The 21428-nt window shown below is 70.2% G+C and carries 20 protein-coding genes and 1 pseudogene; 14 read left to right on the forward strand and 7 right to left on the reverse strand.

From position 1 onward, the window contains the following. Nucleotides 1-28 precede the first annotated feature (28 nt). Both aceB and aceA read right to left on the reverse strand, forming a co-directional pair. Complete coding sequence (aceB, locus tag ACQPZW_RS34715) at nucleotides 29-1654, reverse strand: malate synthase A (protein WP_433790240.1); 1626 nt, start codon at nucleotides 1652-1654, stop codon at nucleotides 29-31. A 39-nt stretch (nucleotides 1655-1693) separates the two neighbouring features. Continuing rightward, complete coding sequence (gene aceA, locus ACQPZW_RS34720; protein WP_433790241.1) at nucleotides 1694-2977, reverse strand: isocitrate lyase; 1284 nt, start codon at nucleotides 2975-2977, stop codon at nucleotides 1694-1696. A gap of 129 nt (nucleotides 2978-3106) precedes the next feature. Between aceA and ACQPZW_RS34725 the strand changes: the two genes are divergently transcribed. Beyond that, the gene (locus ACQPZW_RS34725; protein ID WP_433790242.1) at nucleotides 3107-4558 is read left to right on the forward strand and encodes a helix-turn-helix domain-containing protein; all 1452 of its coding nucleotides are present in this window, start codon (nucleotides 3107-3109) and stop codon (nucleotides 4556-4558) included. Between the two features lie 166 nt (nucleotides 4559-4724). Here ACQPZW_RS34725 and ACQPZW_RS34730 read toward each other — a convergent pair whose 3' ends face one another. From ACQPZW_RS34730 to ACQPZW_RS34740, 3 genes are all read right to left on the reverse strand, one after another. Next, complete coding sequence (locus ACQPZW_RS34730) at nucleotides 4725-5330, reverse strand: DUF402 domain-containing protein (RefSeq protein ID WP_433790243.1); 606 nt, start codon at nucleotides 5328-5330, stop codon at nucleotides 4725-4727. After that, entirely contained in the window at nucleotides 5327-5713 is a 387-nt protein-coding gene (locus tag ACQPZW_RS34735; RefSeq protein WP_433790244.1) for a RidA family protein, read from the reverse strand. Before ACQPZW_RS34735 ends, ACQPZW_RS34730 begins: the two co-directional genes overlap by 4 nt. A gap of 129 nt (nucleotides 5714-5842) precedes the next feature. Next, entirely contained in the window at nucleotides 5843-7291 is a 1449-nt protein-coding gene (locus ACQPZW_RS34740) for an ATP-binding protein (protein ID WP_433790245.1), read from the reverse strand. A 103-nt stretch (nucleotides 7292-7394) separates the two neighbouring features. On the opposite strand from ACQPZW_RS34740, the gene ACQPZW_RS34745 reads away from it, so the two are divergent. From ACQPZW_RS34745 to ACQPZW_RS34795, 11 genes are all read left to right on the forward strand, one after another. Next, complete coding sequence (locus ACQPZW_RS34745; protein ID WP_433790246.1) at nucleotides 7395-7580, forward strand: antitoxin; 186 nt, start codon at nucleotides 7395-7397, stop codon at nucleotides 7578-7580. Between the two features lie 252 nt (nucleotides 7581-7832). After that, nucleotides 7833-8432, forward strand: a complete 600-nt coding sequence (locus ACQPZW_RS34750) for a class I SAM-dependent methyltransferase (protein ID WP_433790247.1) — start codon at nucleotides 7833-7835, stop codon at nucleotides 8430-8432. 585 nt (nucleotides 8433-9017) lie between these two features. Beyond that, complete coding sequence (locus ACQPZW_RS34755; RefSeq protein WP_433790248.1) at nucleotides 9018-9500, forward strand: DUF2690 domain-containing protein; 483 nt, start codon at nucleotides 9018-9020, stop codon at nucleotides 9498-9500. Between the two features lie 162 nt (nucleotides 9501-9662). After that, the gene (locus tag ACQPZW_RS34760; RefSeq protein ID WP_433790249.1) at nucleotides 9663-10058 is read left to right on the forward strand and encodes an SRPBCC family protein; all 396 of its coding nucleotides are present in this window, start codon (nucleotides 9663-9665) and stop codon (nucleotides 10056-10058) included. Nucleotides 10059-10596: 538 nt separating this feature from the next. Further along, nucleotides 10597-11721 carry an ABC transporter substrate-binding protein gene (locus ACQPZW_RS34765; protein ID WP_433790250.1) on the forward strand — a complete coding sequence of 375 codons (1125 nt, stop codon included), beginning with the start codon at nucleotides 10597-10599 and terminating at the stop codon, nucleotides 11719-11721. Between the two features lie 25 nt (nucleotides 11722-11746). Continuing rightward, nucleotides 11747-12610, forward strand: a complete 864-nt coding sequence (locus ACQPZW_RS34770; RefSeq protein ID WP_433790251.1) for an ABC transporter permease — start codon at nucleotides 11747-11749, stop codon at nucleotides 12608-12610. Further along, complete coding sequence (locus tag ACQPZW_RS34775; protein ID WP_433790252.1) at nucleotides 12598-13377, forward strand: ABC transporter permease; 780 nt, start codon at nucleotides 12598-12600, stop codon at nucleotides 13375-13377. Before ACQPZW_RS34770 ends, ACQPZW_RS34775 begins: the two co-directional genes overlap by 13 nt. Then, nucleotides 13374-14393 (forward strand): ABC transporter ATP-binding protein, encoded by a 1020-nt coding sequence (locus ACQPZW_RS34780; protein WP_433790253.1) that lies wholly within the window; start codon nucleotides 13374-13376, stop codon nucleotides 14391-14393. The genes ACQPZW_RS34775 and ACQPZW_RS34780 overlap by 4 nt, the downstream gene beginning before the upstream one ends. A 114-nt stretch (nucleotides 14394-14507) precedes the next feature. Continuing rightward, entirely contained in the window at nucleotides 14508-15875 is a 1368-nt protein-coding gene (locus tag ACQPZW_RS34785; protein ID WP_433790254.1) for a cellulase family glycosylhydrolase, read from the forward strand. A 102-nt stretch (nucleotides 15876-15977) separates the two neighbouring features. Then, the gene (locus ACQPZW_RS34790) at nucleotides 15978-16346 is read left to right on the forward strand and encodes an ArsR/SmtB family transcription factor (RefSeq protein WP_433797698.1); all 369 of its coding nucleotides are present in this window, start codon (nucleotides 15978-15980) and stop codon (nucleotides 16344-16346) included. Between the two features lie 77 nt (nucleotides 16347-16423). Further along, nucleotides 16424-16954 (forward strand): SRPBCC family protein, encoded by a 531-nt coding sequence (locus tag ACQPZW_RS34795; RefSeq protein ID WP_433797699.1) that lies wholly within the window; start codon nucleotides 16424-16426, stop codon nucleotides 16952-16954. Nucleotides 16955-17205: 251 nt separating this feature from the next. Here the strand turns inward: ACQPZW_RS34795 and ACQPZW_RS34800 are convergent. Both ACQPZW_RS34800 and ACQPZW_RS34805 read right to left on the reverse strand, forming a co-directional pair. Continuing rightward, nucleotides 17206-17949: pseudogene (locus tag ACQPZW_RS34800) on the reverse strand (sulfotransferase family protein); the annotation flags it as partial. 211 nt (nucleotides 17950-18160) lie between these two features. Continuing rightward, the gene (locus ACQPZW_RS34805) at nucleotides 18161-19198 is read right to left on the reverse strand and encodes an ABC transporter substrate-binding protein (RefSeq protein ID WP_433790255.1); all 1038 of its coding nucleotides are present in this window, start codon (nucleotides 19196-19198) and stop codon (nucleotides 18161-18163) included. Between the two features lie 242 nt (nucleotides 19199-19440). On the opposite strand from ACQPZW_RS34805, the gene ACQPZW_RS34810 reads away from it, so the two are divergent. Together ACQPZW_RS34810 and ACQPZW_RS34815 are read left to right on the forward strand one after the other, a co-directional pair. Beyond that, nucleotides 19441-20355, forward strand: coding sequence for a FecCD family ABC transporter permease (locus tag ACQPZW_RS34810; RefSeq protein ID WP_433790256.1), 915 nt, complete (start codon nucleotides 19441-19443; stop codon nucleotides 20353-20355). Further along, nucleotides 20352-21389, forward strand: coding sequence for a FecCD family ABC transporter permease (locus tag ACQPZW_RS34815; protein WP_433790257.1), 1038 nt, complete (start codon nucleotides 20352-20354; stop codon nucleotides 21387-21389). The genes ACQPZW_RS34810 and ACQPZW_RS34815 overlap by 4 nt, the downstream gene beginning before the upstream one ends. The last annotated feature ends 39 nt before the right edge of the window (nucleotides 21390-21428 follow it).

Below are 21428 nucleotides of genomic sequence, written 5' to 3' on the forward strand. Positions count from 1 at the left end.
GAGACCACGCCGCCCCGCCCTCATCCGATCAGGCCGCGACAGGAGCCTGAGCGGTGACCGGAGTCGCCACCCCACCGGACAGGTGCCGTAGGTAGGCCGGCAGGGTGAGGAACTCCGGGCAGGTCCGTTCCGACAGCAGGACGGTGAGCAGCGTCCGGGCCTGGCCGAAGCACCGGGCGGCCTCCTCGTCCAGCGCGCCGGTCTCGCTGAGCACGTCCAGCTCCTCGCGCAGCATCCGGGTGACCAGGCCGGCCGTGACCGGCACGCCGTAGTCGGTCGGGGTGCCCGAGGAGATCCACTGCCAGAGCTGGGCCCGGCAGATCTCGGCGGTCGCCGCGTCCTCCATCAGGCCGCCGAGCGCCACCGCGCCCCGGCCGCCGAGCCACGCGGCGATGTAGCGCAGCGCCACGCTGACGTTGGTACGCAGCGCGACCTCGCTGACGGTGATCGAGCTGGTCTTGATGTCGAGCAGTTCGGCAGCGGTGACCCGCACGTCGTCGCGCTTGCGGACGATCTGGTGCGGCTCGTCGCCGAGCCACTGGTCGAACACCTCACGGCACGTCTCGACGAGGCCGGGGTGCGCGACCCAGGAGCCGTCGAAGCCGTCGCCGACCTCGCGCCGCTTGTCCTGGCGGACCTGGTTGAGGGCCCGCTTGGCGGCGACCGGGTCACGGCTGGGCACGACCGCGGCCATCCCGCCGATCGCGTGGGCGCCGCGCTTGTGGCAGGTCTTGACCAGCAGCTCGGTGTAGGCCCGCATGAACGGCGCGGTCATGGTGACCTGCGAGCGCTCGGGCAGGACCACGTCGGGACGGTTCTTGATCATGCTGAACAGGTAGTCCCAGCGGCCCGCGTTCAGGCCGGCCGAGTGCTCGCGCAGCTCGTACAGGATCTCCTCCATCTCGAACGCGGCGTTGATGGTCTCGATCAGGACGGTGGCCCGGATCGTGCCGCGCGGGATGCCGAGGTATTCCTGGGCGAAGACGAAGACGTCGTTCCAGAGGCGGGCCTCCAGGTGCGACTCCAGCTTCGGCAGGTAGAAGTAGGGACCGCTGCCCCGGTCGATCTGCCGCTGCCCGCAGTGGAACAGGTACATGCCGAAGTCGAACAGCGACGCCGACACGGCCCGGCCGCCGATGCGCAGGTGGCACTCCGGCAGGTGCCAGCCCCGCGGGCGCACCATGATCGTCGGGACCTGCGCGCCGATCTCGTAACGCTTGCCGTCGGGCGCGGTGAAGTCCAGCGAGCCGTCCAGCGCGTCACGCAGGTTGAGCTGGCCGAGGATGACGTTGTCCCAGGTGGGCGACGTGGCGTCCTCGAAGTCGGCCATCCAGACCTTGGCGCCCGAGTTGAGGGCGTTGATGGTCATCTTGCGCTCCGGCGGGCCGGTGATCTCGACCCGCCGGTCGGTGAGGTCCGCGGCGGCCGGGGCGACCTGCCAGGACAGGTCGTCCCGGATGTGCGCCGTGGAGGCGAGGAAGTCCAGGTCGGTGGTGCGGGTGGCCCGGCGGCGCCGGCGGCGCTCCAGGAGCTGGACCCGGCGGGCGCCGAACTCGCGGTCAAGTGCCACGATGAACTCGACGGCCTCAGCGGTCAGGATCTCGGAGTAACGGCCTGCGGTCGTACCGGTGATGGTGATCTCTTCGGCGCCCATTGTCTCTACCTACCTGTCGCTTCTAAGGAACTGCTCGGCTCAGAACTGCTCGGCCTCGGTGGAACCGGACAGCGCCGTGGTGGAGCTGTCCGGGTTGAGAGCGGTGGAGACGGCGTCGAAGTAGCCGGTGCCGACCTCGGCCTGGTGCTTGGTGGCGGTGTAGCCGTCGGCCTCGGCCGCGAACTCGGCCTCCTGGAGCTTCACGTAGGCGCTCATGCCGGTCTGGGCGTAGCCGCGGGCCAGCTCGAACATCGAGTGGTTGAGCGCGTGGAAGCCGGCCAGCGTGACGAACTGGAACTTGTAGCCCATCGCGCCGAGCTCCTTCTGGAAGCGCGCGATCGTGTCGTCGTCCAGGTTCTTCTTCCAGTTGAACGACGGCGAGCAGTTGTACGACAGCAGCTTGCCCGGGTGCACGGCGTGCACGGCCTCGGCGAACTTGCGGGCGAAGTCCAGGTCCGGCTTGCCGGTCTCGACCCACAGCATGTCGGCGTAGTCGGCGTAGGCGACACCGCGGGCGATGGCGGCGTCGTCACCCGGGGTGACCCGGAAGAAGCCCTCGGAGGTGCGCTCGCCGGTGACGAACGGCTGGTCACGGGGGTCGACGTCGGTGGTCAGCAGGTCGGCCGCGAGGGCGTCGGTGCGGGCGATCACCAGGGTCGGCACGCCGGCGACGTCGGCCGCGAGACGGGCCGCGTTCAGGGTGCGGATGTGCTGCTGGGTCGGGATGAGCACCTTGCCGCCGAGGTGGCCGCACTTCTTCTCGCTGGCGAGCTGGTCCTCCCAGTGCACACCGGCGGCGCCGGCCGCGATCATGCCCTTCATCAGCTCGAACGCGTTGAGCGGGCCACCGAAGCCGGCTTCGGCGTCGGCGACGATCGGGGCGAACCAGTCGCGCTCGTACTTCCCGTTCGAGGTGTCGATCTGGTCGGCGCGCAGCAGCGCGTTGTTGATCCGGCGGACCACCGCGGGGACCGAGTTCGCCGGGTAGAGCGACTGGTCGGGGTAGGTGTGGCCGGAGAGGTTCGCGTCGGCGGCGACCTGCCAGCCGGACAGGTAGATCGCCTTGAGGCCGGCGCGCACCATCTGGGTCGCCTGGCCACCGGTCAGCGAGCCGAGGGCGTTGATGTAGTCCTCGGTGTGCAGCAGCTCCCACAGCTTCGCGGCGCCGCGCTCGGCCAGCGTGTGCCGCTCCTGCAGGGTGCCCCGCAGTCGCACGACGTCCTGGGCGGTGTAGTCACGCTTGATGCCGGCCCAGCGGGGGTTGTCAGCCCATTCCCGAGTGAGGTCCTCAGCGGTACCGCCACGGTTCTGGTTCTCAGTCATCAGAAGAATCCCTTTCGTGCCCTGTCGCGTTCTTCCGTGTGGAAGAACTTCACTCTCAGGGATCCCACCACCCCCTATGAAGGCCCTTCTTGAGGAAAGAAACGCGAAAATTCTGTTAGGGTCAAACCCGTGACCGCTTCACTTTCCCCCGAGCCCTCGGTCGACCTCGTCACGCTGGGCCAGCGCCTCCGGCACCTGCGCCGCAGCCGGGGCATGACCCTCGACCAGCTCAGCGTCGCGGTCGGGCGGGCGCCGTCCCAGCTGTCACTCATCGAGAACGGCAAGCGCGAGCCCAAACTGTCGGTGCTCCAGGCGATCGCGGGCGCGCTGGGCGTACCCCTGCAGGATCTTCTCCGCCCGGAGGCGCCGAGCCGTCGCGCCGGCCTGGAGATCGAGCTCGCCCACTTCCAGCAGAATCCCGCCTACCAGGCGCTCGGCCTGCCGGCGGTGAAGGCCGGCCGGCGCCTGCCGGCCGACGCCCTCGAATCGCTGATCGGCATGCACCGCGAGCTCAACCGGGTGCTCACCGAGCAGACCGCGACCCCCGAGGTGGCGCGGCGCGCCAACGCGCAACTGCGGGCCGACATGCGGCGGCGGGACAACTACTTCGCCGAGATCGAGGCGGCGGCGGCGAAAGTCCTTCAGTCGGTACGGCACACGACCGGCCCCCTGTCACAGCGAGGCATCCTCGACATCGCGGCGCAGATCGGGTTCAGCCTGCATTACGTCAACGACCTTCCCGCCTCCACCCGGTCGGTGACCGACCTGAAAAATCGCCGGATCTTCCTCCCGCAGGTGGCCAGCGGCAAGGGCCACGACCCGCGGGCGGTCGTGCTGCAGACCCTCGGGCACTTCGTCCTCGGTCACAACGACCCGTCCGACTACGGCGACTTCCTGCGGCAGCGGGTCGAGGTCAACTACTTCGCGGCGGCTCTGCTCATGCCGGAGAAGTTCGCCGTCGACTTCCTGGCCGAGGCCAAGGCCGACCGGGCGCTGGCGATCGACGACTTCCGCGACGCGTTCGGGGTGTCCTACGAGACGGCGGCCCACCGGTTCACCAACCTGGCCACGCACCACTTCGGGATCCCGGTGCACTTCGCCCGCGTCCACGAGACCGGCATCGTCTACAAGGCGTACGAGAACGACAACGTCCGCTTCCCCTCCGACGTGACCGGCGCGATCGAGGGCCAGCCGGTGTGCCGCAAATGGGCGTCGCGCACCGTCTTCGAGGCCGAGGACCCGTACTCGTCGTTCTACCAGTTCACCGACACCACCGCCGGCACGTACTGGTGCACCGTCCACGTCGAGTCGACCGGTTCCGGGCTCTTCTCGGTGACCGTCGGCACGCCGTACGAGCACGCCCGCTGGTTCCGCGGCGGCGACGTGTCCGGGCGGACCGTCTCCAACTGCCCCGACCCGGACTGCTGCCGCCGCCCGCCGGCCACCCTGGTGAGCCGTTGGGCCGGAAACGCGTGGCCCAGCGCGCGCGTCCACTCCCACCTGCTGGCCGCCCTGCCCCCGGGCACCTTCCCCGGCGTCGACAACCGCGACGTCTACGACTTCCTGGAGCGCCGCGCGTAGGAACCGGTCCGGCGCTCACCCCCGGGTCTCAGCAAGCGTGCGAGCGCCGCGCGTAGGACCCGGTTCGGCGCTCGCCCACGGTCTCAGCGAGCGAGCGGGCGAGCGCCGCGTGTAGGACCCGGTTCGGCGCTCGCCCACGGTCTCAGCAAGCGGGCGACAGCGGGGCTCAGGCGAGGAACGCGTCCAGACGACGGCGGGCCGCGGTCTCGAAGGGCTGCACGGCCGTCGCCATACGGGTGAACAGGTCGTCGCAGGTGGCGCGGGCCTCGGCGATCACCTCCGGTGGGTAGCCGTAGCGGATCTGGTGCTCGGCGAACTCGTCCTCGTCGAGCACCGCCACCGAGCCGTCCCAGAGCCGGATCACGTCCAGGTCGAGGTCGACGGCGTGCACCACCCCGTCGACGACCCGGGGCCGGTCGGTGACGTCGATGTAGACGGCGATCTCCGACGCGGTCGACGGGGCGTTGACCGAGGCGATCCAGCAGCCGGACCCGGGCACCAGCATCACGAAGTCGTGCAGCTGCGGAAACATCTCGCCATCGCCGCGGCGCATGCTGATCCCGGCCCGCCCGCCGAGCCACAGCCCGTGCTCGTCCGCGCCGAGCGGCTCCAGGTCGCACTCCCAGTGCCGTCCCCCACCCCACTTGGTGAACCGGACCGCCCCGCTCATGCCGCCCTCTCCATACGCCGGATCCCGATCCGTCATGCCACCCTCGTCATACGCCGGAACCGGATCCGTCATGCCGTTCTCGTCATACGCCGGATCCGTCATGCCGGCACCGCGGCGACGGCCTCGATCTCGATCAGCAGGTCGGGCCGGAACAGCCCCGCCACCTGCACCAGTGAACTGGCCGGCGGCCGTGCCGTGTCGACGAACTCGTCCCGGATCGACCGGATCGCCGGCAGCTCCGAGGTGGCGGTCACGAAGTAGGTAAGCTTGATCACATCGCCCCAGCCGGCGCCGCCCGCGGCCAGTGCGGCCTCCACGTTGCGGAACGTCAGCCGGGTCTGGTCGGCCCAGCCCTCCGGAACCTTGCCGTCCGCGTCGATCGGCACCTGCCCGGAGATGTAGACCAGCCGGCTGCCCGGCGCGAGGACGACGGTGTGGCTGTACCCGTTCGGGGCGGGCGGCCCCGGGAAGTCGATGATCGCCATCCGTCCACCCTAGAGACTCCCCACCCGCCCACAATCGCATTTCCACCGGCGCAAGGGCGGCAAGGCGAGAAGGCGGCGGCGCGAGAAGGCGACGGCGCGAGAAGGCGACGGGACGGCGGGCGGCGCGGGTCAGGAAGCGGGTGGCGGGGTGCCGCGGAGGGCCCGGATCGCGGTGAGCAGGTCGGACTGGGCGATCGGGGGGACGACGATGCCGCGGGCGTCCTGCATGGCCTTGGTCAGCTGGACCCGCCGCAGCACCTCCTTGATGTCGGCGCCCGTCATGCCGGTGCTGGCGACACCGAGCGCGGCGAGGTCCAGGTCGTCGGCGAACATCCGGAACCCGGGGGTCTCGTGGGCGCTGATCAGGCCACGGATCATCTTGCGGAAGATCTCGGCACGGGTCGTCTCGTCCGGTTTCGGAACACTGATCTTGACGTCGAAGCGACCGGACCGGATCAGTGACTCGTCAACCCGGTTCGGGAAGTTGGTGGTGGCCACGACGATGACGTTCGGATTCTCCTCGATCAGGTCGTTCATCTCCTGCTTGAAGATCCCGGCGACCGCGTTGAGGGCCTGGCTGGCCGCGTCCCCGCCCATCCCGGCGTAGCTGACGATCGAGTCGAACTCGTCGAACAGCATGAGCGTGGGCGTCCGGTAGCGGCGGGCGTCGCGGAAGATCTGCTTGATGTTGCGCTCCGAGCCGCCCAGGTACTTGTCGAGGATCTCGGGGGTGCGGATCTCCCGGAAGTCGGCGCCGATCTCGTTGGCGAGCGCGCGGGACAGCATGGTCTTGCCGGTGCCGGGTGGCCCGTACATCAGCAGGCCCTGAGGGCGACGGGCCCCCCACCGCGCCATCGCCTCGGGATGCCGGAAGGAGACGGCGATCTGGCGCAGCTCGGCGACGACCTCGGCGAGACCGCCGACCATGTCGAGGGTGACCGACCCGGTGGTGGCCGGCGTGCTCACCTGACGACCGACCACGTAACGGCGGCCGGTCAGCGAGCCGGGACCGGCGATGTCGGCGACGGCCTGGAGGGTGAGGGTGACGAAGGCGCGCAGGTGGGTGACGCCGACGGCGTCGCGCGGGATCCGCGACTCCAGCCGGGCGACACCGCCGTCGTAGGTCACGGTCGCCTCGATCCCGGCGGAGGCGTCGGCGAGCAGTCCGGGTTCGCGGTCCACCGGCTTCTCCAGACCCAGGCTCCGGTACGCCACGGCGGCTGCCATGCCCACGCCGTCGACGATGCGGGTCACCACCTGGTCCCCGGCGGCGATCCGGCGGGCCAGGAGACGGCCGAGCGGGTCGATGTCGAGCACGATGCCGCGCATCTTCTGCTGGGTGGCGGCCGCCGAGTCGAGGGTGACGATCCGGGCGGTGAAGACGTGCTCGGTGCCGCCGGTGCCGTCGACCGTCACCTCGACCCGGTGCACCGGCTCCGGCCAGGCGGCCTGGTGCAGCAGGTCCACCGCGTTGACGCGGGCGGCGGCCAGCAGGGTGCCGGGGTCGACCAGGTCGACGGTCGCCCCCGCGTGCTCGAAGGTCTCGGTGTGCGGCCGGGTGGAACTCGCCTCGGTCATGTCGTCTCCCGCCGGAGTCGGGTGCCTGACGTACTCCCCCAGCGTGACACGCGATCGCATGGACGGCAGTTTGGCCGGCTCCGGGGCGGGCAAACGACCCGGTATGAGCGACTTCCTGAACAAGGCCAAGAGTTTCGCCGACCAGCACGACGAGCAGGTGGATCAGGCGCTGGAGAAGGGCGGCGACCAGATCGACCAGCGGACCGGCGACAAGTACTCCGAGCACATCGACCGGGGTGTGGACGAGGCGCAGAAGCGCACCGGCGAGGGCGACACCGTTCCGGGCTGAGGAAAACCGCTGGTAAAGCACGGCCCGGTGCGGCGACGATTCCACGATGGATCAGATCACGGGAGACATCGTCGCGTTCTACACCGGCTACGACGAGGCCGGGCGCCTGGAGCGGCGGGCGTCGTTCCAGTTGGAGCGGATCCGCACCCGCGAGCTGCTGGATCGGCACCTGCCGCCGGCGCCGGCCTCGATCCTGGACGTCGGCGGCGGGCCGGGGCGTATGCCCGCCCGCTGCTCGCCGCCGGTTACCGGGTGCGGCTGGTCGACCTGGTCCCGGCGCACGTGGAGCAGGCGCTGGCCGGGCAGCCGCCGGTCGACGCGGTCGTCGGCGACGCGCGGGACCTCCCGGTCCCGGATCACTCCTGGGACGCGACGCTGCTGCTGGGGCCGCTCTACCACCTGCTGGACCGCGACGACCGGGTGCGGGCACTACGCGAGGCGGTACGGGTGACGCGCCCCGGTGGGGTGGTGATGGCCGCGGTGATCTCGCGTTTCGCCGGGCCGCTGGACTTCGCGGCGACCGGCCGGTTCACCTCCGAGCGGCTGTACGCGGAGGCGCGGCAGATCCTGGCCGACGGGCGTAACCACCCGGGCCTGGGGTTCACACACGCGTACTTCCATCGGGCGTCCGAGCTGGTCGCCGAATGCCGCGAGGCGGGGCTGGCCGAGGTCGCCGTGCACGGCATCGAGGGACCGGCCTGGCCCGCCGCGGAGGCCGCCACCGGCACCCCGGCCGAGCAGACGGTCCTGGACGGCGCGCTGGCTCTGGCCCGGCTCTACAGCACCGAGCCGGACGTGCTCGCGACGAGCGCTCATCTGATGGCGGTGGCGACCACCCCGGGCGGACGATGACGTCGGCGTGAATCGGCGGGACCCGATCGGGCCCCGCCACCGAGCCTGAACCGTCACCGGGCGCAGTGCCCTGCCCTCGCCGGATTGATTCCCCCGCAATGCGGCAGCCCGCACGACAAACGAATCGCGCCCGGATCCCATCTCGACCAGAATGGTTCGCCGGTCCGGCGGGGATTCGTCCGGCCCGATCTGGTGGCGATGCGACAATTTCACGATCATCCATGGATGTCAAGATCGAGTACTCGCGCGACGGCCCGAGCCCGAGACATCGACCACAATGCAATCGGCGCCGCCGAGGCGGGTTGCGCGGTGATGATCGTGGATCTAGGGTGGCTCCCGCGAAGCATGGCATGCCGAACGGGGGAGCGGTATTCGGTGATGAACTACAACTGATGTGAACAGGTCTGCGGGCGGCGTCCTCACGATTAGCCGATCCACGCGTATCGCGTGGCACCCAGAGTCATTTCCTGTCACCAGACTTCCCATTCAGCGCGATACTCGCGGCACCAGCCCGGCCTTTTCCAGGCCGGGCCAATTCATTGCGCCCGAATGCATCGAAAGCAGGTAACCATTGTGATCCGCAAAGTGACACGCCTCGGCGTGGCCGCAGTCCTGACGACGGCGGCGACCCTCGGCATCACCGCCACTCCGGCCTTCGCCGCCTGTGGCAGCAAGTGCGACGGCAAGAACCCGGCCAGCTACACGTACCTCGACACCAGCGTCGGCGGCCCCGGCGCCACGGTGCTGTGCCAGACCGACGCCAAGCGGCCCTCGGTCTCCGGCAAGGTCTACAAGAAGCTGGCGAACCCGAACCTGGGCGAGAACAGCGCGTACGTCGAGCTGCGGTACAGCCCCACCTGCCGGACGGCGTGGGCCCGGACCAACGCGTACCAGTGGACGGTCTACGTGGTCAGCTACAACGCCAACGGGAGCTACCGGACCCAGGCGGAGCAGGTCACCAACAGCACCGTCAAGTGGTCGGCGATGGTCAACGACGCCGGCATGAAGGCCAAGGCGTGCCTCGTGGTCCCGGTCAGCGAGCCGGACCTGTGCACCGACCTCTACTGATCCCCGGGATCCGGTAGCCCCTGGCCCGCCCGTTCACCGGGCGGGCCACGGGCGCACGACCGGCCGTTTCCGCGATCGGAACAATGTCACGCCCGCGGATACGGACTACGCCGATCAATCGGTACGCCGTCCGGAGCCGGGATTTTCTGCGACGATGCCGGAGTGACTTCGGCATCGCGCTACCTCAGCGAGCACATCGACGTTCCGGCCGATGACGTGTACGCGTTCGCCGCGAACCCGGCGAACCTGCCCGCCTGGGCGCCCGGACTGGCCACGTCGGTGACGAGGGAGGACGGCCGCTGGCGGATCGGCGACGACGGCGCCGAGCTGGTCTTCACGCCGCCCAACGAGCTGGGTGTGCTCGACCACTGGCTGCGGCCGCCGGACGGCGGGGAGGTCTACGCGCCGATGCGGGTCATCCCGGACGGCGACGGGGCCGAGATCATGTTCACGCTGCGCCGGCTGCCCGGCATGACCGACGAGGACTTCGACCGCGACGCCGACCTGGTGCAGGCCGACCTGACCCGGCTCAAAGCGGTGCTCGAGACGGCCCGCTGACGCTGGGGCCGTCCGCACCCGTACCGCGAAGAAGAACAGCAGGGCCTGCAGGCCCGGCACCGCGAGGACCACCGCCAGCATCGGGCCGCGGGGGTCCATGGCCAGGTGCAGCACCATCATCAGCGCGCTCAGCACCAGCAGGGTCGTCCAGGCCGCGCGGTCGGCGGGGCGGCGCAGGAGCGAGAGACCGCACGGGACGCAGACCAGCGCGAGCACACCGAGGGCCACGAGCAGCGCCGGAGCGTGCCCGGCGTGACCGCCGGCCAGTGCCACGTGCACGGTGACCCCGGCCACACCCGCCGCCGCGGCGAGCCGGGCGAGGGCGGCTTGGTCCACATCGGGGAGTCTGCCATATAACAGTCGGCCAACGACTGCTTTCGATCATCTGCGGCGCGTGGAAAAGTGCAGGGAAACCCCCGGCGACGGCGGAAGGGCCGAATTCGCCCCGAGGTCTCCTTCCGTATGTCTGTCCTCCACCCGGCACTTCCATGATCCACCAGCGCGCACCGGTCACCGGTGCCGCAGAAGGAGGAACTCAGTGCGCACCACCCTTGCCCGCTCCGCAGTCACCACCCTGACGGCTGCCGCGATGATCGCCTTCGCCGGCGCCTGCTCGCCCCCGGAGAAGGAGTCCGAGGCCGCCACGAGCAAGGCCGGGACCGCCACCAGCGCCGCCGACCTGGGCGGCCTGGACGCCCTGATCGCCGAGGCCAAGAAGGAGGGGCAGCTCAACGTCATCGCGCTGCCGCCGGACTGGGCCAACTACGGCGAGATCATCAAGGCCTTCGGCACGAAGTACGGCATCAAGGTCAACTCGGCCCAGCCGGACGGCTCCAGCCAGGACGAGATCAACGCCGCCACCCAGCTCAAGGGCCAGGACACCGCCCCCGACGTGTTCGACCTTGGCGTCTCGGTGGCGACCGCGAACACCGCGCTGTTCGCCCCGTACAAGGTGGAGAAGTTCGCCGAGATCCCGGACACCCTCAAGGACGCGAACGGCACCTGGGTCAACGACTACGGCGGCTACATGTCGATCGGCTACGACAGCGCCAAGGTTCCCGCCCCGACCAGCGTCGCCGACCTGCTCAAGGCCGAGTACAAGGGCAAGGTCGCGCTCAACGGCGACCCGACCCAGGCCGGTGCGGCGTTCGGTGGCGTGCAGATGGCGTCGCTGGCCAACGGCGGGACCGTCGAGGACATCACCAAGGGTGTCGAGTTCTTCGGCAACCTGAAGAAGGCCGGGAACTTCCTGCCCGTCGACCCGACCTCGGCCACCGTCGAGTCCGGTCAGACGCCCGTCGTCTTCGACTGGGACTACCTGAACGCCGCGCAGTCGAAGAAGCTGCCGACCTGGAAGGTCTTCGTGCCGTCCGGTGCGGTCCTCGGCTCGTATTACGTGCAGGCGATCAGCAAGGACGCCCCGCACCCGGCCGCGGCCCGGCTGTGGCAGGAGTTCCTCTACTCCGACGAGGGCCAGAACCTGTGGCTGAAGGGTGGCGCCCGCCCGGTCCGCGCCGACGCCATGCAGAAGGCCGGCACCATCGACGCGACCGCGTTCGCCGCGCTGCCGACCGTCGAGGGCACCCCGGTCATCCCGACCGAGGCCCAGAGCGCCAAGGCCAAGGAGTACCTGACCGCGAACTGGGCCAAGGCCATTGGCTGAGATCGCCGCGGACGCTCCGCAGCGCGTGGCTCCACGGCCACGCCTGCGGGGCGCCGCCCTGCTCGGCACGATCCCGTTCTTCGCGTTCGTGACGATCTTCCTGGTCATCCCCACGCTTACCGTGGTGATCGGCGCGTTCACCGGTGACGGCGGCCGCGGCTTCACCCTGGCCAACGTCCGTGCCCTCGCCGACGGGTACATCGTCGACGCGTTCGGCCGCAGCATCGCGCTGTCGGCGTCCAGCGCCCTGATCGGCGCGGTCCTCGGCGCACTGCTGGCGTACGCGCTGGTCACCGCGAAACCGGACGGGCTGCTGCGCCGGCTGGTCACCGCGGCCGCCGGGGTGCTCGCCCAGTTCGGCGGCGTCACGCTGGCCTTCGCGTTCCTGGCGACCATCGGCCTGTCCGGGTTCGTCACGCTGTGGCTGCAGGAGCACGGCCTCGACCCGTACGCCAACGGGGTCTGGCTGTTCGAGCTGCCCGGACTGACGCTGGTGTACACGTACTTCCAGATCCCGCTCATGGTGATCGTCTTCCTGCCCGCGCTGGACGGCATCCGCCCGCAGTGGCGGGAGGCGCACGTCAGCCTCGGCGGCAACACCTGGCAGTACTGGACCCGGGTGGCCGGCCCCCTGCTCGCCCCCGCGTTCCTCGGCTCGACGCTGCTGCTGTTCGCCAACGCCTTCTCCGCGTACGCGACCGCCGCCGCCCTGGTCAGCCAGGGCAGCCCGATCGTCCCGCTGCAGATTCGCGGCGCCCTGACCAGCGAGGTCGTGCTCGGTCAGGCCAACCTGGGCAAGGCGATGGCGCTCGGCATGGTGGTCGTGGTCGCCGTGGTGATGACCCTCTACGCACTGCTGCAGAAGAGGACCGCCAAATGGCTCGGGTGATCTTTCGCTGGACCGTCCTGTCCGTGATGGGCGTGTTCTTCCTGCTGCCGCTGGTCGCGATGGTCGAGTTCAGCACCCGCGACGACAGGACGTGGCCGCTGCTGCTGGACTGGCCGCGGCTCAGCTCCGAGTACCCGGCGCTGGCCGAGGGCATCACCGCCTCGCTGCTCCAGGCGGCGCTCACCTCGCTGCTGATGCTGGCGCTGCTGGTGCCGACCGCGGTCTGGGTGCGGCTGCGGCTGCCCCGGCTGCGCCGGCTGGTCGAGTTCCTCTGCCTGCTGCCGCTGACCATCCCGGCGATCGTGCTGGTGGTCGGCCTGGCCCCGGTGTACGCCTGGGTCAACTACTTCCTCGGCGGCTCGTCGCTGACCCTGGTGTTCGCCTACACGATCCTGGTGCTGCCGTACGCGTACCGGGCGATCGACGCCGGCCTGTCCGCGATCGACGTGAAGACCCTGGCCGAGGCGGCCCGTAGTCTCGGTGCCGGCTGGACCACCGTGATCGTGCGGGTGGTGCTGCCGAACATCCGCTCGGCCGTGCTGTCCGCCGCGTTCCTGACCGTGGCGCTGGTGCTCGGCGAGTTCACCATCGCGTCCCTGCTGCACCGCACCAACCTGCAGGTCGCCATCGAGTACCTGGGCAAGAGCAGCGCCGGTGTGTCGGTGGCGGTGTCGCTGGCCGCACTGCTGCTCGCGTTCGTGCTCCTGCTCGTGCTCTCGCTGGCGGGCGACTCCTCGTCGCGGCGTTCCTCAAAGGAGAAATCATGACCGGCGTCGCCGTACACCTCGACGGGCTGCGCCGCACGTTCGGCAGCGTCCACGCCCTCGACGACCTGGACCTGTCGATCGAGCCGGGTGAGCTGATCGCGCTGCTCGGGCCGTCCGGCTGTGGCAAGACCACCGCGTTGCGGATCCTTGCCGGGCTGGAGGAGGCCACCGCCGGGCGGGTCCTGGTCGGCGGGAAGGATGTCACGCGACTGCCGGCCAACCGTCGGGACATGGGGATGGTGTTCCAGGCGTACAGCCTCTTCCCGCACCTGAACGCCCTGCAGAACGTGGAGTTCGGCCTGCGCCTCCGCAAGGGCCGGGCTCCGAGGGAGAGGGCCGCGGAGATGCTGGACCTGGTCGGTCTCGGCAGCTTCGGCAGCAGGTATCCGCATCAGCTCTCCGGTGGGCAGCAGCAGCGGGTCGCACTGGCCCGGGCGCTGGCCATCGAGCCGCAGGTGCTGCTGCTCGACGAGCCGCTGTCGGCGCTCGACGCCAAGGTCCGGGTGCAGCTGCGCGACGAGATCCGGCGGATCCAGACGGAGGTCGGCACCACCACCCTCTTCGTCACCCACGACCAGGAGGAGGCGCTCGCGATCGCCGACCGGGTCGGCGTGATGCGGGCCGGGAAGCTGGAGCAGCTGGCCACCCCGTCGGAGGTGTACCTACGCCCGGCGACCGCGTTCGTGGCCGATTTCGTCGGCACCAGCAACCGCCTGCCGGGAACGGTGACCGGCGACGTCGTCGAGGTGCTCGGCACTGCGCTGCCGCTGGTGAGCCCGCACTCCGACGGCGGGGTGACCGCGCTGATCCGGCCCGAGGCGGTCGAGGTGACCCCTGACGCGGACTCCACCGCGAAGGTGCTGACCAGCAGTTTCCTCGGCCCGACGAGCCGCGTCACGGTGTCCGTCGGGGATCATCTGGTGATCGCCCAGGTGCCCAGCGGACGGCTGCCGGAACTGGCTCCCGGCACCGGGGTCCGGGTCACGATCCAGCCGGTGGCGGTCGCCCTGGAATAGACGCCGGTTAACGCAGGCGTTACAGTCGGAGATCCTGGGAGCGCTCCCAGGGCGGGTTCCCCCACTGCCGGTCCCCAGCGGCAGCCCGCACCCATCCCCCGAGGTGATGCTTTCGTGAAACGCCGGACAGCAACGATCTTGACCACGGTCCTGGCCGTGGCCGCGGCGTCGACCGCCGCCTTCTTCGCGCTCCCCGCCAGCGCGGAGACGGCGGCGTTCGCCGTGCAGAGCTCGTGGAACAACGGCTACCAGGCCCAGGTGACCGTCAACAACAACACATCGTCGCAGATCAGCACGTGGAAGGTCGAGCTGACCTTCCCGGCCGGCACGACCGTGACCCAGTCGTGGAACGCCACGCAGGCCGGCAGCGGCAGCAGCTACACGTTCACGCCCGCCGGCTGGAACGCGACGATCGCGGCCGGCGCCTCCACCAGCTTCGGCTTCATCGTCAACGGCACCGGCCGCCCGACCAACTGCCTGGTCAACGGGCAGGCGTGCACCGGGACGACGAACCCGTCACCGTCTCCCTCCGGTTCGGTGAGCACCTCCACGCCGCCCACCACCGGCACACCGGTGCAGGTCAACGGGCAGCTCAAGGTCTGCGGCACAAAGCTGTGCAACGAGTACGGCCAGGCGGTCCAGCTCAAGGGCATGAGCACGCACGGCATCCAGTGGTTCCCGAACTGCTACACCGACGCCTCGCTCGACGTGCTCGCCAAGGAGTGGAGCGCCGACCTCCTCCGCATCTCGATGTATGTGCAGGAGCAGGGCTACGAGACCGACCCGGCCGGCTTCACCAACCGGGTGAACAACCTGGTCGAGGAGGCCACCGAGCGCGGGATGTACGCGCTGATCGACTTCCACATCCTCACGCCCGGCGATCCCGCCTTCAACCTGGAGCGGGCCAAGACCTTCTTCGCGCAGGTGTCGGCCCGCCACGCGAACAAGAAGAACGTCATCTACGAGATCGCCAACGAGCCGAACGGCGTGAGCTGGGCGCAGATCAAGAACTACGCCGACCAGGTCATCCCGGTGATCCGGGCGAACGACCCGGACGGCGTCGTGATCGTCGGCACCCGGGGCTGGTCGTCGCTGGGCGTCTCGGAGGGCTCCAACTCCTCGGAGATCGTGAACAACCCGGTCAGCGCCTCGAACGTGATGTACGCCTTCCACTACTACGCGGCGTCGCACAAGGACAGCTACCGGGCCGAGGTGGAGCGGGCCGCGGCCTCGCTGCCGCTGTTCGTGACCGAGTTCGGCACGGTGACCTACACCGGTGACGGCGCGGTCGACGTGGCGAGCAGCAACGCCTGGTTCGACCTGCTGGACCGGCTCAAGATCGGCTACGCCAACTGGACGTACTCCGACGCGAGCGAGGGCAGCGCCGCCTTCAAGCCGGGCACCTGCAGCGCCGGGAGCTTCTCCGGCACCGGCTCGCTGACCGAGTCCGGCGCGCTGTTGCGCAACCGCATCCGCGCCTGACCCGCGAACTCCGCCGGGCCCGCCTCCCTTCCACCGGGCGGGCCCGGCGGCCTATTTTAAAACGCACCACTTATATAAGCCGCATCTGATAGGGTCGTGCTCGTGCATGCGTTCGACGTACTCGGTGATCCGGTCCGCCGCCGGATCCTCGAGCTGCTCACCGAGGGTGAGCAGACCTCCGGAGCCGTCACCGCCGTCATCCGCGCGGAGTTCGGCATCACCCAGCCGGCCGTGTCCCAGCACCTTCGGGTGCTGCGCGACAACGGCTTCGCGACCGTGCGGCCGGACGGCGCACGCCGGCTCTACGCGGTCGACCACACCGCGCTGCGGCAGGTCGACGAGTGGCTGGCGCCGTTCCGGAGGTTCTGGACGCCGCACCTGTCCGCGATGGCCACCGAGGTGGCCCGCGGCAAACGCCTTCGGCGACTCGGCGAAGGCGTCGGGACCAGCGATGCGAGGAGCGCAGGATGATCGAGGTCAAAGAGCAGATCAGCAGCGTACGGCGGACGATCGGCACCCGTGTGCTGGAGGCCGGCGAGGCGCGCGTGATGACGATCAGCCAGGCCTACGACACCGACCAGGCCGACCTGTGGGACGTGGTCACCAACCCGGAGCGGATCCCCCGGTGGTTCCTGCCGGTCTCCGGTGACTTACGGGTGGGCGGCAGCTACCAGTTCGAGGGCAACGCCGGTGGCACGATCACGAAGTGCGAGCGGCCGCATGCCGTCGGCGCCACGTGGGAGTTCGGCGACCAGGTGAGCTGGGTCGAGGTGCGGCTCGTCCCGGAGGGCGACGGCCGCACCCGGTTCGAGCTGGAGCACGTGGCGCACGTCGCCGACGAGCACTGGGAGCAGTACGGTCCGGGCGCGGTCGGGCTGGGCTGGGAGGGCGCGTTCTGGGGCCTGGCCAACCACCTGGACACCCCGGAGGCGACGATCACCCCGAGGCGGCCATGGAGTGGGCGACGTCGCCCGACGGCCTCACGTTCATGCGGCTCAGCGCCGAGGCGTGGACCGAGGCGGACATCGCGTTCGGCACCGATCCGGAGCAGGCCCGGCGCCAGGCGGCGAACACGCTGAAGGCGTACACCGGCCAGGAATGATCCTGATCTAGAGGCGGGCGGGCAGCACCGGGCCCGCAGGCGGCCACGGACGTCCTCGGCGCGGTCCCGGGCCGGGCTGATCCTGTCCCGCACGGTCAGCCAGGTGCGGACGGCCCGGACCCGGGGCGTGCGGCGGCAGTCGGTGGCCGGCTGATATCCGAAACGGATCAGCCGGTCACCGAAGACCGCCTCGCAGCGGGCGATCTCGTCACCGGTGAGGCGCTGCCGCCAGCTGCTGACCCGGGCCGTGGTGACGTCCGATCTGGTCAGCGCGTGCCACGTCTTGTACTCCGGCACGGCGACCGCAGCCAGGTCGGACGGGTGGGACATCGCCGGGTCGTACTCCTCGCCGAGGAACTCGCAGATCCGGCGCAGGTGCGGCTCCGGGTCGGCGACGAGGTCCTCGTAGCGGACCTGGTGGTAGACGTCACCGGGGAGCGTGCGGGCGGCCCGCAGCGCGTTGTCGGCCGACCGGGCCCAGATGTCGATCAGCTCCCCCAGCTCGCCCGGACTCCACGGGGCCTCCTTGAGCGAGGCCACACAGTCGCGGCCGTCGCGCATGATCGCGATGATCTGCGCGTCCGGGAAGAGGCGCCGGATCGTCGGCAGGTGACGCAGGTAGAGCGGCCGCTTGTCGCCCCAGCGTGGCTTGGCGAAACGGGCGGCGTACAGCTTGAAGACCGTGCCGAGCGCCGAGCCGAGCGTCGGTGGCGCCGCCTCGACCGCGGTGACCACCGCCTCCGGCTCCAGACCGAGATCGCCGAAGTGCGGGGTGCCGGTGATCCACTCACCGAGGGCGCGCCGCCGGGCCGCGTCGGCGAGGTCGCCGAACTCGCGTCTGCGCTGGTAGGCCGGCAGCAGGAACCGGCTCTCCGGGGGCAGCGCGATGCGTGGGTGTGCGTGCAGCATGAGCTGGAGCATGGTCGTGCCCGAACGCGGGCAGCCGACGACGAAGATCGGGCGGTCAGACATGCCTTAGACCGTAAAGTAAGAATTGTCCGCTTTGCAAAAAAGAGGCATGTATGACCGGCGAAGAGCCGTTGCAATACCGTCTCGCCAAGCCCAGCGCCCGGCCGGACGAGCCGTGGGCGGGCGACACGGTCGCGAAGGCCGGCGCCACGAGGCGAGAGCCCCACCGCCGCGCGGCTTCGGCGGCGATGGGGCTCTCGATGATGCGGGGCGGTCAGGCCAGCTTCTTGGATTTCGTGATCGCGGCGGCCAGGGCCTCGAGCAGCGGCGCGGCGCCGGCCCAGGAGTAGATCGGGACGGGCTGCCACGGGAAGACCTGGTTGGCCTTGACCGCGGGCAGCGCGCTCCAGCCCGGCTTCGACGCCAGGTCCTTGGGCTGCAGGGGGTCACCCGGCCGGGCGTCGAGGAAGATGATGTCGGCGTGGTATTTACCGGCATTTTCCCAGCTCAAGGACTCGTAGTAGTCCGCGCCCTTGACCTCGGGCATGATCAGGTCGACGCCGAGCTCCTTGAAGTACATCAGGTCGGAGCTCACCGCCGCGCTGGAGACGTAGAAGATGTCGGCCGAGCCGGAGCCGAACAGCACCTTGACGCCACCGGACGCCTTCGCGGCCGCGGTCAGGTCGGCGGCGGCCTTCTCGAAGCGGGCCTTGGCCTCGGCGACCTTCGGCGCGTTCAGGTCGGCGCCCAGGGCCTTGGCCAGCTCGGCATACCGCTCGATCGGCTTGTTCAGCGGGACGCGTCCGACGTTGACGGTGGCGACCTGCGCGAGCTTGACGATCTGGTCCTTGCTCTCGTCCGGCACATACCAGTAGTTGCCCGGGTCGAACTGGTGGGTGATCAGCAGCTCGGGGGCGAGCGCGGCGTACTTCTCGACCGAGAACTCGCCCCACTTGTTCCCGACGATCTCGACCTTGCTGATGTCGAGGTCGCCCGCCTGGTCCTCGGCAGTGCCGTCGGCCTTCTTCGTCTCGCCGAAGACGCCGACGATCTTGTCCTGCAGACCGAGGTCGACGAGGGCGGCGGCGGTGCCGGTGAAGGCGACGATCTTACTGGGGACCTTGTCGGCCTTGAGCTCCTTGGGCTGGTCGTCGGTGAAGGACCACGAACCCGCAGCGGCGCCCGAAGCGGCTGGTGACGACCCGGTCTCGTCCTTGCCACCACCACATGCGGCGAGCAGCGCGCCGAGCCCGGCGGCGCCGCCGGCGGCCAGGAGGCCGCGACGGGACAAAGAATGCTGTGAATACGTCATCTTCGAGAGTCTTTCTGGGGTACGACCGGCCCTTCGGCCGCCTGCGATGGTTAGGCTAACCTAACGAACCGATCGCGCGTCAACAGGATCCAGACCACCGGGACGGGAGAACCGCACTGTCCACCTATGACACCCCTACCGACCGTGGGGTACGTGTCGTCGCTCCGCCCCAGGCGGGACGGCGGTCGTCCGTACGCCTGCTCGGTCTGGGCCTCGCACTTCTCGCGCTCGCCGCGGTTCTCATGCTGAGCATCGGATTCGGTGCGCGGTACCTCACTCCCGCCGAGGTCTGGTCCGGGCTCTGGGATCCGGGGTCGCCCTACTACGGGATCGTCCACGAGATGCGCCTGCCGCGGACCTTGCTCGGCCTGATGGTCGGCACGGGCCTCGGCCTGGCCGGGGCGATCATGCAGGCGCTGACCCGCAACCCGCTCGCCGATCCGGGTCTGCTCGGTATCAACGCGGGCGCCTCCGCGGCGGTCGCCACGGCGGCGGTCTTCTTCGGCGTCAGCACCTTCTTCGGGTTCGTGTGGTTCGCGCTCGCCGGCTCCGCGATCGTCACCGCGATGGTGTATGCGGTCGGCGGCGGCCGGTCGGCCACCCCGGCACGACTGGCCCTGGCCGGAGCGGCCCTCAACGCCACCCTGCTCTCCTATGTGTCCGCCCTGCTGCTGTCGGACACCCAGGCCATCAACAAACTGAAGTTCTGGACCGCGGGCTCGCTGGCCAGCGCCGACTTCGCCACCGTCGAGCGGCTGCTGCCCTTCTTCGCGGCCGGCCTGCTCACCGGCCTGCTGGTGGCCCGCCCACTGAACGCGCTGTCGCTCGGCGACGACGCGGCCCGCGCCCTGGGCGCCAACCCGTCGGTGATCCGGGGCGCGGTCATCGTCGCGGTCACCCTGCTCTGCGGCAGCGCGACCGCGGCGTGCGGGCCGATCGTCTTCGTCGGACTGCTCATCCCGCACATGGTGCGCCCGTTCACCGGGCCCGATCTACGCTGGCTGCTGCCGTACACGGCGATCCTCGCGCCGGTGCTGCTGCTCGGCGCCGACGTGCTCGGCCGGATCCTCGGCAGCCCCGGCGAGCTGCAGGTCGGCACGGTCACCGCAGTGCTCGGTGGTCCCCTGTTCCTCTATCTCGTGCGAGCCGCCAAATGACCGCCGTCCTCATCGACAGGAAGAACCCGATCGGCCGGCGGATCGGCATCCGGCCGCGGGCCGTCGTGGTCGGTGTCGCCGCCGCACTCGGCGCGTTCGTGATCAGCGTGTTCAGCCTCGGCACCGGCGACTTCGAGATCGCCCCGGCCGACGTGGTGGCCACCCTGTTCGGCGAGGGCAATCCGGCACACGAGTTCATCATCGGCGAGTTGCGGCTGCCCCGCCTCGTCACCGCGCTGCTGGTCGGCGCGGCGCTGGCAGCCGGTGGCGCGGTCTTCCAGTCGCTGGTGCGCAACCCGCTCGGCAGCCCGGACATGCTCGGTGTCACCAACGGCGCGAGCACCGCCGCGCTGGCCGTGGTGATCCTCGGCGGCACCAGCACCCAGCTGTCGATCGCCGCGGTCGCCGGCGGGCTGGCCGCCACCCTGCTCATCCAGCTGATCGCCGGCCGGGCGCTGCACGGGTTCCGGTTCATCCTGGTCGGCATCGGCCTGGCGGCGATCCTCACCGGCATCAGCGGCTACCTGCTGACCCGCGGCGTGCAGATGGAGAACGCCCGGGCGCTGCTCTGGCTCACCGGCAGCCTCGACGGACGCGACTGGGGTCAGGCCGTCCCGATGCTGATCGTGCTCGGCATCACCCTGCCGTTCCTGCTGCTCGCCTGCGGCCCGGGCCTGCGAATGCTGGAGATGGGCGACGACGCGGCAGCCGCGCTGGGTGTCCCGGTGTCGCTGCTGCGGAACGCATCGCTGCTGGCGGCGGCGCTGCTGGTGTCGTTCGCCGCGGCCAGCGCCGGCCCGGTCAACTTCGTCGCCCTGATCGCTCCGCACCTGGCGAAACGGCTCACCCGGGCGCCCGGGCCCAACCTCCTGCCGTCGATCGCGGTCGGCGCGCTGCTGCTCACCGGCGCCGACTTCGTCGCCCAGCACCTGCTCGAGGATCGTCCCCTGCCGGTCGGTGTGGTCACCGGCCTGGTCGGCGGCGCCTACCTCGTCTGGCTGCTGACCACCGAGCGCCGAGCCGGGCGGATCTGAGGCCTCGATGACCGACACTGCGACAGGAGATGAGATGAC

This window comes from Actinoplanes sp. CA-252034 (genome assembly GCF_050956125.1).
Taxonomy (GTDB): Bacteria; Actinomycetota; Actinomycetes; order Mycobacteriales; family Micromonosporaceae; genus Actinoplanes.

Coding starts and splice junctions, on each gene's coding strand:
- ACQPZW_RS34795 (WP_433797699.1), top strand. CDS start 16,424: ATGACGATCAGCCAGGCCTACGACACCGACCAGGCCGACCTGTGGGAC.
- ACQPZW_RS34730 (WP_433790243.1), bottom strand. CDS start 5,330: ATGACGGATCCGGCGTATGACGAGAACGGCATGACGGATCCGGTTCCG.
- ACQPZW_RS34805 (WP_433790255.1), bottom strand. CDS start 19,198: ATGACGTATTCACAGCATTCTTTGTCCCGTCGCGGCCTCCTGGCCGCC.
- ACQPZW_RS34815 (WP_433790257.1), top strand. CDS start 20,352: ATGACCGCCGTCCTCATCGACAGGAAGAACCCGATCGGCCGGCGGATC.
- ACQPZW_RS34810 (WP_433790256.1), top strand. CDS start 19,441: ATGCTGAGCATCGGATTCGGTGCGCGGTACCTCACTCCCGCCGAGGTC.
- aceA (WP_433790241.1), bottom strand. CDS start 2,977: ATGACTGAGAACCAGAACCGTGGCGGTACCGCTGAGGACCTCACTCGG.
- ACQPZW_RS34740 (WP_433790245.1), bottom strand. CDS start 7,291: ATGACCGAGGCGAGTTCCACCCGGCCGCACACCGAGACCTTCGAGCAC.
- ACQPZW_RS34745 (WP_433790246.1), top strand. CDS start 7,395: ATGAGCGACTTCCTGAACAAGGCCAAGAGTTTCGCCGACCAGCACGAC.
- ACQPZW_RS34775 (WP_433790252.1), top strand. CDS start 12,598: ATGGCTCGGGTGATCTTTCGCTGGACCGTCCTGTCCGTGATGGGCGTG.
- ACQPZW_RS34735 (WP_433790244.1), bottom strand. CDS start 5,713: ATGGCGATCATCGACTTCCCGGGGCCGCCCGCCCCGAACGGGTACAGC.
- aceB (WP_433790240.1), bottom strand. CDS start 1,654: ATGGGCGCCGAAGAGATCACCATCACCGGTACGACCGCAGGCCGTTAC.
- ACQPZW_RS34780 (WP_433790253.1), top strand. CDS start 13,374: ATGACCGGCGTCGCCGTACACCTCGACGGGCTGCGCCGCACGTTCGGC.